At 66.0% G+C, this 12,457-nt stretch carries 10 protein-coding genes; 7 read left to right on the top strand and 3 right to left on the bottom strand.

Annotation, left to right across the window (positions count from 1 at the left end; translation table 11 throughout):
* Nucleotides 1-15 precede the first annotated feature (15 nt).
* From IPK27_05325 to IPK27_05315, 3 genes are all read left to right on the top strand, one after another.
* The gene (locus IPK27_05325) at nucleotides 16-1,191 is read left to right on the top strand and encodes a DUF4338 domain-containing protein (protein ID MBK8067051.1); all 1,176 of its coding nucleotides are present in this window, start codon (nucleotides 16-18) and stop codon (nucleotides 1,189-1,191) included.
* Nucleotides 1,192-1,957: 766 nt separating this feature from the next.
* Nucleotides 1,958-2,428 carry a hypothetical protein gene (locus IPK27_05320; protein ID MBK8067050.1) on the top strand — a complete coding sequence of 157 codons (471 nt, stop codon included), beginning with the start codon at nucleotides 1,958-1,960 and terminating at the stop codon, nucleotides 2,426-2,428.
* A 237-nt stretch (nucleotides 2,429-2,665) separates the two neighbouring features.
* Complete coding sequence (locus IPK27_05315; GenBank protein MBK8067049.1) at nucleotides 2,666-4,360, top strand: formate--tetrahydrofolate ligase; 1,695 nt, start codon at nucleotides 2,666-2,668, stop codon at nucleotides 4,358-4,360.
* A gap of 1,111 nt (nucleotides 4,361-5,471) precedes the next feature.
* On the opposite strand, the gene IPK27_05310 is transcribed toward IPK27_05315, so the two are convergent.
* Nucleotides 5,472-6,509, bottom strand: a complete 1,038-nt coding sequence (locus IPK27_05310) for an OmpA family protein (GenBank protein ID MBK8067048.1) — start codon at nucleotides 6,507-6,509, stop codon at nucleotides 5,472-5,474.
* A 328-nt stretch (nucleotides 6,510-6,837) separates the two neighbouring features.
* Here IPK27_05310 and IPK27_05305 point away from each other — a divergent pair, with 328 nt between their 5' ends.
* Together IPK27_05305 and IPK27_05300 are read left to right on the top strand one after the other, a co-directional pair.
* Complete coding sequence (locus tag IPK27_05305; GenBank protein ID MBK8067047.1) at nucleotides 6,838-7,311, top strand: transcriptional repressor; 474 nt, start codon at nucleotides 6,838-6,840, stop codon at nucleotides 7,309-7,311.
* The gene (locus IPK27_05300) at nucleotides 7,293-8,687 is read left to right on the top strand and encodes a succinylglutamate desuccinylase/aspartoacylase family protein (protein MBK8067046.1); all 1,395 of its coding nucleotides are present in this window, start codon (nucleotides 7,293-7,295) and stop codon (nucleotides 8,685-8,687) included. The genes IPK27_05305 and IPK27_05300 overlap by 19 nt, the downstream gene beginning before the upstream one ends.
* A gap of 12 nt (nucleotides 8,688-8,699) precedes the next feature.
* Here the strand turns inward: IPK27_05300 and IPK27_05295 are convergent, their stop codons facing one another.
* A complete protein-coding gene (locus IPK27_05295; GenBank protein ID MBK8067045.1) occupies nucleotides 8,700-9,041 on the bottom strand; it encodes a PilZ domain-containing protein in 342 nt (113 codons plus the stop codon).
* On the bottom strand, nucleotides 9,038-11,380 hold the full coding sequence (locus IPK27_05290; protein ID MBK8067044.1) for a DUF1631 family protein: 2,343 nt from the start codon (nucleotides 11,378-11,380) through the stop codon (nucleotides 9,038-9,040). Before IPK27_05290 ends, IPK27_05295 begins: the two co-directional genes overlap by 4 nt.
* 195 nt (nucleotides 11,381-11,575) lie before the next feature.
* On the opposite strand from IPK27_05290, the gene IPK27_05285 reads away from it, so the two are divergent.
* Nucleotides 11,576-12,103 (top strand): RNA pyrophosphohydrolase, encoded by a 528-nt coding sequence (locus IPK27_05285; GenBank protein MBK8067043.1) that lies wholly within the window; start codon nucleotides 11,576-11,578, stop codon nucleotides 12,101-12,103.
* A 126-nt stretch (nucleotides 12,104-12,229) separates the two neighbouring features.
* A complete protein-coding gene (locus IPK27_05280; protein MBK8067042.1) occupies nucleotides 12,230-12,448 on the top strand; it encodes a (2Fe-2S)-binding protein in 219 nt (72 codons plus the stop codon).
* Nucleotides 12,449-12,457 lie beyond the last annotated feature (9 nt).

The following is a 12,457-nucleotide window of genomic DNA, read 5'->3' as shown; positions in this document are numbered from 1 at the left end:
TTCCCGGGAGTGCCAATGGCAGCCGTCATCGTTCCGCGCTATTCGGCCGGACCCCCTCGACCCACTCCCGAACCCATTGATCGGGAAGGAGAAGTGCTGCGTGAGGAAATTGTCCTGGCCAAGCAGGCGTTCAAAGCGGCGATAGCAGAGGGCACCAAGGAGGCGGTTCGACGGGCGCATCTCGAGGCCAAGCATGCCGATGCCTCACGAAATCTGGCAGCGCTCTGGCGGGACTTCCGCGCCGTGGGCCACCGCTTTCGCGATCAAGAGCCGATTGACGTCGCGAAAATCGATCCAGTGCTCATACCGGTTCGGTCGCGTGAGTGGACCGAACGGGTCTTCCGCTTGGCCCGGGCGTACTGGAGCCTGCCCTACAGCAAGGGCTACGGGCGCAGGCTTCGATTCGTGGTGTACGACCAGGGCCACGACGCGGTCATCGGCATCCTCGGCCTTCAGTCGGCTCCTGCCGATCTGGCCTGCCGAGATCGGTTGTTCGAAGGCGAGGAGAAGCTGGCGTGGCTGAATTCGACCATGGACGCGTATACCGTCGGCGCTGTGCCGCCCTACAACGACCTGCTCGGCGGAAAGCTGGTAGCAGGAATGCTAAGCACTACCGATATTCGACGGCACTACTGGGCTGCGTACGCCTCGCGAACCTCGATCCTGCGCCAAGAGCGGTCCCAACAGCCTCTGCTTGCCGTGACTACCGCGAGCGCCTTCGGACGCAGTTCCATCTACAACCGACTTCGCTGCGGTGATCGTTTGCTGGCCGAGCCGCTGGGCTTCACCAAGGGCTACGGCATCGTGCACCTCGAAGCGCTGTATCCACGCATTGAGGCGTGGCTTGCGCGTCGTGGCGAGCAAGTGCCGGCCGGTTTCGGCAACGGTCCCAAAGTGCGGTGGCAAAACATTCAAATCGCCGCTCACCGCCTGGGTCTAGGCAGCCATGTGCTGGCGCATGGCTTGGGAAGGGAGGTCTTTCTTTTCCGCCACGCCGCTAATTTGGTTCCTGCTTCGGTAGGCAAGGAGTTGCCGCAACTCTTCGGCCTCAGCGCCGAACGCTGGGCGTCGTATTGGCTCGAAGCCTACGCCTTGCCCCGGCATCGGCGGCGGCCCGAGTCGACGGCGGGGTCGGGGCGTGCCGCAGTCGAACAGGCCTTGCGAGCCTTCGACTCGGCAGTGACAACCTAACGGCCAACCGGAATGGGAAGCGCTCGTCATCGCTCAAGCGGGGCACTGTTCTGCGCGAACTTTGTCAACATGCTCTCCGACGTGGTCAACCTCTGTCTGAGATCGTGGATGTGAGTCGATGCCACGCGCTGTGTTCAGCTGACGGCCAATCGTTAGGACACCCCCATATCGAACTTCCAACCCGACGCTCCGACCGTTCGGCGCCGCGCTGAGCTCGCCGCCGGTCGTTCCGAAACCTCCGCTCAACACCCCGAGCCTTTCGCTCTTGGCCCCAAGCGTTCCGTGCCTCGCGCCAAGCCTTTCCCTCTGCGCCCCGAGCTTTTCGCTCTACCCTTCGAGCTTCGTGCTCGCCGCTACGAGCTTTTCGCTCGCCTCTCCTGACTTCTTGCTCGTCGCGCCGAGTATTTTGCTCGCCTTTCCGAGCTTTTCCCTCAGCGCTACGAGTCTCTTGCTCGTTCCGTGGCGCTTTGGGCTCGGTTGGTTCCGGCGTGCCGCCAACGTGCCGAGCTTGCGAATCTCAACGCGCCGTGTGGACGTGCGTCGCCGAGACCGATGTCGGGGTCGTCAACGGGCCATGCGAACGCGGTGATCGGCGCGTCCAGCTGTTCGCCGGGTTCCTCATCACTCAAGGCACTGTGAATCCGACAAACGGCCATTGAATGTCTCAGCCGGTGAGACACCCATGGCGTCAAATGCTCCCCGTGCCGAGTGGCACACCGCCGGGTGATGGCATCCGGGGGACTTTCGATGAAATGGAGAAGTGAACATGCAGAACCTCGTCAGCCTCAACCTCACTGAGACTCAGCTCAACGCGATCGACTCGGCGCTGGCCGAACTGGAGAAGCAACTCGTCGACCTGGTGGCGCTGGATGCCAGCAGCAAGCAGCGGATCACCAAGCTCGGTGACAAGTCGGAGTCCTTCTGCCGACAGACCTTGCAGACGCTGTCGGACAATCCGCAGATCCTGCCCCCGAACCTGGATCTCGCGGGTGCGTTGTCGGACCTGAAGGCCAGGGATCAGTTGCGTCCGCGACTGGCTCGCCTGGAGTGCCTGCTCGGTCGTGGTAACGACACGTCCATCGCACTTGGCAGCGATGCCATGTCGGTGGCGATGCAGGGCTATGGCCTGCTGAAGCTGGTCGGCCGCAGTGCCGGTCTGGAACCCCTGCGCAGGGATCTGGGATCGCGTTTCGTCAAGACTCGCCGTGCGCCGGCGGAGGGGAAAAAGGTCGCGTAGGCGATACGCTACTGGGTGACAAGATGGCCGCCGTGAGGCGGCTTTTTTGTGGGCGATGGCCTGGAGTTGTGGGGCGCTGAGGACGGTGCACGCCTTGTGAGTCCCGCCCCTCATCCGGGTGCTGCGCACCCACCTTCTTCCCACACGTGGGGTGAAGGATCCGGGACGCCCGACTTTGCGGCGCATCAAGCATCGGCGCGCGCGCCGGCTTATCGTCTGCACACCTCCCAGGCGCAGGTGGAAGCCGTGAAATCCGACATCGAGATCGCCCGTTCAACCCCGCTCAGTGCCATCACCGATGTCGCGGCCAAACTCCAGATCCCGGCGGACGCGGTGCTGCCCTACGGCGCGGGCATGGGCAAGTTGTCGCCGGCCTACATCGAGTCGCTGAAGGATCGCGCGGACGGCAAGCTGGTGCTGGTCACGGCAATCAGCCCAACGCCCGCGGGTGAGGGCAAGACGACCACGCTGATTGGCCTGGGCGATGCGCTCAACCGCATCGGCCAGCGCACCGCGATCTGCCTGCGCGAACCTTCGCTCGGGCCGTGCTTCGGCATGAAGGGCGGCGCCGCCGGCGGCGGCTGGTCGCAGGTGGTGCCGATGGAGCAGATCAACCTGCACTTCACCGGGGACTTCCATGCGATCACCTCGGCGCACAACCTGCTGGCGGCGATGATCGACAACCACGTGCACTGGGGGAACGCGCTGACGCTGGATCGCCGCCGCATCACCTGGCGGCGCGTGATGGACATGAACGACCGCGCGCTGCGCTCGATCATTTCCTCGCTTGGCGGCGCCAACAACGGCTACCCGCGCGAGGACGGTTTCGACATCACGGTCGCCTCCGAGGTCATGGCGGTGTTCTGCCTGTCGCGCGATTTGCGCGACCTGGAAGAACGCCTCGGCCGGATGGTGATCGGCTACCGCCGCGACAAGACCGCGGTGACCGCGGCCGAGCTGAAGGCGCCGGGCGCGATGACCGTGCTGCTGAAGGACGCGCTGGCGCCGAACCTGGTGCAGACGCTGGAAGGCAACCCGGCCTTCGTCCACGGCGGGCCTTTCGCCAACATTGCGCACGGCTGCAACTCGGTGATCGCCACGCGCACCGCGCTCAAGCTCGCCGACTTCGTGGTCACCGAGGCCGGCTTTGGCGCGGACCTCGGCGCCGAGAAGTTCTTCGACATCAAATGTCGCAAGGCAAACCTGACGCCGGCCGCGGCGGTGATCGTCGCCACCATGCGCGCGCTGAAGATGCACGGCGGCGTGCCCAAGGACCAGTTGGCCGGCGAGAATCTGCCCGCGCTGCGCAAGGGCCTGGCGAACCTGGACCGGCATGTGCGCAATGTCGCGAAGTTCGGCGTGCCCGCAGTGGTCGCGATCAACACCTTCCCGACCGACACCGATACCGAGCATGAACTGGTGCGCAACTACTGCCGCGAGCAGCTCGGCGTGGACGCGGTGGTCTGCCGCAATTGGGCCGAGGGCGGCGCGGGTGCCGAAGACCTGGCGCGTGCGGTGGTGTCGCTGACCGCCACGCCGGCCGCGATGGACGGCCGCGGTTTCCGCCTGCTCTACCCGGACAACCTGCCGCTGTGGGAAAAGGTGCGCATGATCGCCACCGAGATCTACCACGCCGGCGACATCATCGCCGACAGGAAGATCCGCGACCGCTTCCGCGAACTGGAAGCCGAGGGCCACCGCGACCTGCCGGTGTGCATCGCCAAGACCCAGTACTCCTTCTCCACCGACCCCGATCTGCTCGGCGCCCCGAGCGGCCACACCGTGCCGATCCGCGAAGTCCGCCTCGCCGCCGGCGCCGGCTTCATCGTCGTCATCTGCGGCGAGATCATGACCATGCCGGGTCTGCCGCGCTCACCTGCGGCGGAGCGGATTCATATCGACCAGGATGGGTTGGTGCAGGGGCTGTTCTAGGGTTCCGGAAGCGGGGGACATGAAGCGGGGCGAGGGGCAGGGGACCGGCTACGAGGCTTGAACGTGCGATGTCGCGGTCGGGTGGCGAGCGCGGTTGGTGACCTCTCACCGAACATTTCGCAAGGCATTGATTTAGCGATGATAAATTCGGAGGGCACGAGGGCAAGAGGGCAAGAGGGCACGAGGGCACGCAAAGGCGCTCTTCCGGACGGAACCGGCTTCTTGCGTGCCCTCGTGCCCTCGTGGCCTCGTGCCGTCCAGTTCGATGCGCGAATAAGCGCACCGGCCAGGGGCGACCGGGACTCTCACCAAACATCCGATAACTCATTGATCTGAAGAGCAGTTTGTCCGCAAAGACGCGAAGGACGCAAAGAAGAGCGGAAACCGCTTTCGCTTCCTTTGCGTTCTTTGCGTCCTTTGCGGACAAAAAAGTGGCGCGGGTCGCGAAGAAGTTCGATGCGCGAATAAGCGCACCGGCAGGGGCGACCGGAACTCTCACCGACCATGCGCCAAGGTGTTGAATTTCATACATTTTCAGCCCGTGCGAAATGACGACCCTGTGATTGAGAACGCAAAGGACGCAAAGACAGCAAGTGCCGGGGATACCCCAGCGCTGTATCGCGTTTGATTTCCTTTGCGTCCTTTGCGTCCTTTGCGTCCTTTGCGTCCAAAAACAAAGTCCGCGATCTTGCGAGGGTCACGGTTCGATGCGCGAACAAGCGCACCGGCAGGGGCGACCGGGGCTCTCACCGAACATATCGCAAGGCATTGATTTAGAAGTGATAAATCCGAAGGGCAAGAGGGCGAGAGGGCACGCAAAGGCGCTCTTTCGCACCGAACCGGCTCTTGCGTGCCCTCGTGCCCTCGTGGCCGCGTGCCCTCCAGTTCGATGCGCGAATAAGCACCGGCCAGGGGCGACCGGGACTCCCACCGACCATGATTCAAGTCTCTGAAATACAGGACATTTGTCCGCAAAGGACGCAAAGTAGAGCCAAATCCATAGCCGGATGCGGGCACACCACCCTCAAGAGGTGCGCCCTGGGGGGCGCACAAGCAGAAAGCCCGGCACAAGGCCGGGCTTTCCGTTGCAAGGTTACAGCGACGAGAACGATTACTGCACGTTCAGGTCCGTACGACGGTTACGCGCGCGACCTTCGGCCGTGTCGTTGGTGTCGATCGGCTTGGATTCGCCGTAGCCGTTAACCGCCGAGATCTTGGCGCCGGAGACGCCATGACCGGTGAGGTAGTCACCGACCACCTTGGCGCGGCACTCGGACAGCTTCTGGTTGTAGGCATCGGTGCCGACGGCGTCGGTATGACCGGCGACTTCGACGCGGATCTCGTTGCCGTTCAGCACGCGCACTGCCTCGTCGAGGATCGCGATCGCGTCCGCGCGCAGGGTGCACTTGTCGAAGTCGAAGTTCACGCCGTTCAGCGTGATCGACACCGGCAGCGGCTTGACCGGCTCTTCTGGCGGAGCCGGCGGCGGCGGCGGCGGCGGTGGCGGAGCCGGCGGCGGCGGCGGCGGCGGGGCGGCTTCACCGCCGAAGTAATGCGAGAAGCCGACCGACACAGTCGTGTCCCAGAAACCCTCTTCGAGGTCGTCGCTGTGGAAGTCGCTGTACTTGTGGGCCAGCTCGAAACGCAGCGCGCCGGAATCGGTCAGGTCGTATTCCCAGCCGCCGATCGCGCCAATGTGCCAGCCCCAATCGCCCTCGATGGGAACGTTGTCCACCCGATTTTCCGCAACTCCCAGGGCGATGCCCAGGTACGGATGGATCTTGTCCATGTCGAAGAGGTGCCGAATGGACGCGGTGACGGCTGTCTGGCGCCACTCGAGCGGCGCACCGGCGCCCTCATCCTTGTCGAACTCGTGGTTGCCGAGTTCGGCTTCCACGGTCCAGTTCTCGCTGAAAACGTAGCCGACTCCAAGGCCGAGGTACAGACCATCGTCGGACAGACGATCCTGGTCCGCCCAGCCATATCCCAACTTCGGCGAGATGTACCACTGGCCTTCTTCACGCGGCGCCGCCGAGGCGACCAGCGGAAGGGCCATTGTCGCCGCAAGCGCGGCGCACAAAAGCGTCCTTTTCATCTTCAGCTCTCCAGTTTTCGTGATTCCAGCCCGGGCATCCGGCCGCAGTCGCAAACCTGACACCACTCCTCTCTGGTCAGCACATTATGCACGTTTTGGATGAATCGTTAGTCGACCATGAACAAAGTGAGGCAGGCATGAGCCTCGCTCCGCACGCCCGGCAGGATATCGCGCGCGCCCAGCCTGCGGGAGCCCCGTGCCATTGCGCCTTGGTCCCACGCAGCACGCGCGAACACGCGGGGAACGGGAGCACCGCTGGCAGGAACGATCGCGGGGTCATCCGCGGGGACAGGTGAAGCACTCCTGCGACGCGCGGCCTGAGCGGCTAGACTCGCACCAGTGCGCCAAACCGGGCCACGCCGCAGCCGCACCACGCCGACCCATGCATTGCAGCCATCCGGAACATCGACACGCCAGCGCCGACATGCTCGGGCGCCTCGAATTGGCCTGCGCGGAGCGTGGCCTGCGCCTGACCGAGATGCGCCGCCGCGTTTTCGAACTGATCGCGGACAGCGGCCGGCCGGTCAAGGCCTACGATCTCCTGGCGAAGGTAGGCAGGCAGGGGACCGGCCCGGCAGCGCCCCCCACGGTCTACCGGGCACTCGACTTCCTGATGGCCAACGGCTTCGTGCACCGGCTGGAAACGCTCAATGCCTACGTCCCCTGCCCCCACCCCGAAGCCGAGGCGCACGGCAGCCAGTTCCTGATCTGCGAGGAATGCCAGGAGACATTGGAACTGGACGCGGGAGACGTTGCCGAGCGCCTGCGGGACCACGCGCGCCAGCGCGGCTTCGAGCCGCGCCGGCATGTCATCGAGATCTACGGGCTTTGCGCGCGATGTCGCTCGGCGCACTGATCTTCGCGCTCGCGCTGGCGCAAGCAGCCGATCCGGCCGCGGCAGCCACCGGTACGCCGCAGCCGGCCAGCAATCCGGCCACGGCGACATCGCCCTCCGGCGCGGCCGGGGGCCCGCCACAAGACGCGGCGTCGCCGGCCGCAACCGCGCCCGAGGTCGGGGCGAGCCCCGCACCCTCGGCTGGTCTGGCAGCGCCAGTCGATGCCACCGCGCAAGACACGGCGCCTGCCGCCAACCCTGCGGGCGACACCCTGGAAAGCACCCCCGAGCCGCCGCCCGACCTCGCGCTCGAACTGCTCGGCAAACGCATCGAACCCGGCACCCGGGCGCGGGTCTACTGGCGCTCCGGCGCCACCTTCCTCGGCGATTCGATGCAAGTGCCGGTGACCGTGATCCACGGCGCCAAACCCGGCCCGGTCCTGTGCCTGACCGGCGCGATCCACGGCGACGAGCTGAACGGCGTGGAAGTGATCCGCCGGGTCCTCGGCACGCTCGACGCCGTCGAACTGGTCGGCACCGTGATCGGCGTGCCGATCATCAACATGGCCGGGTTCTCGCGCGGTTCGCGCTACCTGCCGGATCGACGCGACCTGAACCGTTTCTTCCCGGGCAATCCGAACGGCAGCAGCGCCTCGCGCATCGCCCACGACTTCTTCGACAAGATCGCGCGCCGCTGTACCGCGATCGTCGATTTCCACACCGGTTCCTTCGACCGCGCCAACCTGCCGCAGGTGCGCGGCGACCTGCGCCTGTCGAGCGTGGTCGACCTCACACGCGGCTTCGGGGCCACTTCGGTACTGCACACGCCCGGCGCACCCGGCATGCTCCGCCGCGCCGCCACCGATGCCGGCATCCCCGCAGTCACCTTCGAGATCGGCGCGCCGGTGCGCCTTGAGCCGATCGAGATCGAGCATGGCGTGACCGCGATAGAAACCCTGATGAACAATCTCGGCATGACCCAGCGGGTGCGCCAATGGCGTGAGCCGCAGCCGATCTTCTACGAGTCTCGCTGGGTGCGCGTGACGCGGCCCGGAATGCTGTTCAGCGACGTCAAGCTGGGCGACCGCGTGCGCCAGGGCCAGCGTCTCGGGCGCGTGGTCAACCCGCTCAACGACGAGGCCTCGGAGCTCGTGTCGCCGGTACGCGGCCGCATCATCGGCATGGCACTGAACCAGGTGGTGATGCCCGGCTATGCGGCTTTCCACGTCGGCGAGGAAGCCTCGGAGGCGCAGGTGATCCGCGATGCGGCGAGCGCACCGGCGGCGCCGGAGGAAGCCGAGACCATGGACGAAGGCGCGCCCGTGGCGCCGACCGAAGGCTCCACCGAGCAGGTCGAGGAGTACGCTCCCGAAGGCAACGGCGACGCGACCGAATAGAACTGCGCCGCGTCAGACGGTATCGGTTGCGCGCTCCACCCAGGCGTCCAGGATCTGCTGCTCGGACGGCGCGATGTCGATGATCCGGCAACCGGCCCAGTAAGTGCGCTCGGTGCGCGCAGCCTCGCTCCACAGGCACTGGATGCCGAGTTCCAGACGGCGCTGCTGGCCTTGCTCGTCGCGCAGCAGCAGTTGCACCTGGTAGAGACAGCCTTCGCCGATCGGCGCGGGGGTGATCAGCATCATGCCGTCCACCGACAGGTTGCCGATCCTGCCCAGAGTGTTTCCGGTCATCGCATTGGTGACCAGGATCGCCTCGCGCGTGCGCTTGCGCACCGAACGTCTGGGACTCATGCGCTGCTCCCGCCAATGATCCCGTCGCGCAGCGCGATCACGACCTCGCGCCAGGCACGGTCGATCAGCTGATCGTGTCCATCCTGCAGGATCCGCAGCCTTCCGGAAACCAGTTCGTGGGCCAGTTGCGCGAGACTGTGCTCCTCGCCCTTGCCACCCCGGGGACTGAGCAAGACCGTGCGCCCGGTGACTGCACTGAACCAGCACAGGCGCCGGCGCGACGGAGCCGCCGGGGACTTCGGCACAAACTCAAGCCAGGTGCCGAGCGGCAACTGACGCAGACGCTCGGCAGCATCCCCCTGCCCGGGCATCATGTTTGCCGGCACCTGAGCGAGCGCCGAAGTGTCCGTATCACTGCCGTTGCGCGCGTCGCCACCCAGGCGCGGACGCTGCTGCAACAATGTGGAAATCGAGCGCGCCGCGGCGTCGCCTGCCTCCGGCGCTGTCGCCAGCCTGGACAATTCATCCCAGGCTGCGGTGATCGCATCGTCGTGGAAACCGATGGCTGCCAGCCCTCGCTCGAGCGCTCCTCGCAGGGCTTCGAGTGCAGCCCGCGCCTGCGCCGCGGGCTGCGAAAATGCACGCACCAGGCGATCGATCAGCTCCAGCCGCTCGTGGGTTGTCGGATGGTCCAGCCCCTGGCGCAACAGCGCCAGCGCCACGGCATCGGTCCACGCGTTCTCGAGCAGCGTACGCACCGCCTGCGGGACGGCGTTCGCTTGCAGCAGTTCGCGCACGGTCTCTTCCGCAGCTGCCTGGGCGAGATCGAGCTTCTCGCGGCCGCGGGCAGCCTCGACATGCCGTCGCTCCGCAATCTCAGCCTTTTTCTGCATTGCACCGACGATGCGGTCGACCTCTTCCTGGGCCTGCTCGAACGCGACCAGTTGCTCGCTGTATTCCTTCAGCAGGCGATCAACCACCCCCTGCAGTCGCTCCAGGGTGGCGCGGTCCGCATCCTCGTCCTCGATCCAGTGAGCGAGCGCGTCGCAGATCGACTCCAGCAGATGGCGCGCGGAATGCGTGCGCCGCGGGAAGAACCCGGGATCCTTGAGGACCACGCGCAAGATCGGAATCTGCAGGCGACTCATCAAGGCGTGGCGGATGCTGTTGCCCGGGAAACTCGCCAACAGGCGCCCGAACAGGAGTCCGACCATCTCGATCGAATCGGCATCTTCGTCGCGCAATCGCGGCGTGACGCCACCGTGGCGATTGCGCAGAAGGTTCAAGAGGTCCTGCCGGATATGCGCAATGCCGCGGTTCTCCCATTTCCCGCCAACCATCACCGGCGCTGGCGCCTGCGACTGCATGACGCCGAGCGCGGCCAATACGTCCAGCTTGTCGGCAATCGACCGTTCGCGCTCCGCTGCTGGTTCAGACGCCGCATGGGCGCGCCGACGCGCGGCGATGGCATCGCGCAGTGCACGGAAGAAATGCAGATCGAGTGGGGCATCCGGCGCCGTCCTCGCCTCGCCACGAGCCGGTTCCCGGTTCGAAGCGCGGATGCTCGCTGCGGCCCCTGCTGTGGGCGCAGGCTCGACCGGAGCGAGCCTGACGGGAGAGGACTCAAGGTCGGGCGACTGCGCTGGCTCCGGCGGCGGCGCGGATGCGGGCGTCGAGGCGGTCGGCGCTTCGGCCGACACACGCGGCGCTGTCTGCAGGTGCGCAAACACCCGATGCTCGACCAGGAAGTCGTTGATCGCGGCGTACAACGCAGCGGCATCGCCGAACAGGCATTTGTCGATGCGCCGGAACAGCGACATGCGATGCGCGGGTGCCAGAGTCAGCCGGCTCGCCGCGAGGCAGATCGCGGCACAGACCTGCTGCGGACCGAGGGCGAGCGCGTCGAGTTCGATCGGCGGCGCACCGGCGATCACGGCGAAACGGTGCGCCAGGCCGTTCAACCCGGCCGCGGCGCGGATCTCGGCCCGCGCAGCGATCTGTGCCAGGGTGGTTCGCTCTTCGCGAGTGCCGCCGGGATCGGGCTCGACCAGCAGCTCTTCGCTGATGACCCCGGGCGCCGCGTGGTGGCGGACCATGGCCACCAGCGGACGCTGGATGGCGAGATTGCATCGGTGGATGAACTCGGCACGCTGGTTCTTCAGCTCACGCAGGCTGGAAAGACACAAGGCCTGTTCATCGTCGTGCAGGGTACGGTCGACATGGGCGCGCAGATCGCGTTCCAGATCGTCGATGGCGCGTTCGAGGCCGCTGTCGATGAGCGGCACCGCCGCGTGGTAGGCGCCCTCGATCAGGCTGCGAATTCGTGGCGGGAGCCCCGACTGCGCAAGTCTGGCGAGTGGCGCGGTTTCCAGCACCGCGTTGACGCTGCGACTCACCATGGATGCAAAGGTCGAGGGGCGAATGCGCCTGATTCTAGGGGAGTGCATGGGCCGGATTAAACCCGGCGCAGCCAACCTGCCCTTGCAGCCTGTTGCCCGCGTCCGGACGAATGCGTGCTGGATTCGCAACTGACCGCTTGTCGGTGGACGATGCGAAATGCAAAATCATGCGAGCGAATGCGTGGAGCAGCCCGGATGATCGATCCGGATGGCTACAGACCGAATGTGGGCATCATCCTGATGCAGGAGTGCGGCAGCGTCTTCTGGGCGCGACGCGTGCGCCGCGACGGTTGGCAGTTCCCGCAGGGCGGCATGAACAGCGACGAGACGCCCGAGGAAGCGATGTACCGCGAGTTGCGGGAAGAGACCGGCCTGGCAGCAGAGCATGTCGAGATCCTCGCCGCCACGCCTGGCTGGCTGCGCTACCGCCTGCCGCGGCACTGCGTGCGCACCAATGTGCGTCCGGTGTGCATCGGACAGAAGCAGGTCTGGTTCCTGCTGAAGCTGGTTGCAGACGAAAGCTGCGTGCGCCTGGACGGCACCGACCGGCCGGAATTCGACCTCTGGCGCTGGGTCGATTTCTGGTATCCGCTGGAGCATGTCGTCGCCTTCAAGCGTGGTGTCTACGAGCGTGCGCTGCGCCACCTGGCGCCCGCGGCGCGCCGGCTGATCGACATTCCCGAGGAGCCGATGCCGCTGGCGAGGGCAGCCGACGGCGGCTGATCACGATCAAGGCGTCCGGATGCCTGCTGTGGCTGAATGCAATCGTGCAATGCGGATCGGGTTGTAATTGACAACCATTCTCATTGGCAATACGATTTCAGCCAGCCCACTGGGAGCCGTCCATCCATGTATGTCTGCATGTGCAATGGCGTCACCGACAGCGCGATCCGTCGCGCCGCCCACGCCGGCATTCGCACGCTCGGCGAACTGGCAATGACCACCGGCTGCGGCGCGGGCTGCGGCTGCTGCAGCGAGGCCGCGGAGAGCCTGCTGCGCGAGGCGGTGCAGATGGCGGGCCCGGCAGGTCGCATGGCGCACGCAGAGGGCATTGGCGCCGCCGCGTGAAACGGCGTC

This window comes from Rhodanobacteraceae bacterium, from assembly GCA_016713135.1.
Taxonomy (GTDB): Bacteria; Pseudomonadota; Gammaproteobacteria; order Xanthomonadales; family SZUA-5; genus JADKFD01.
Note: the sequence above shows the minus strand (reverse complement) of the source record. Positions and strands in the feature narration are given on the sequence as shown.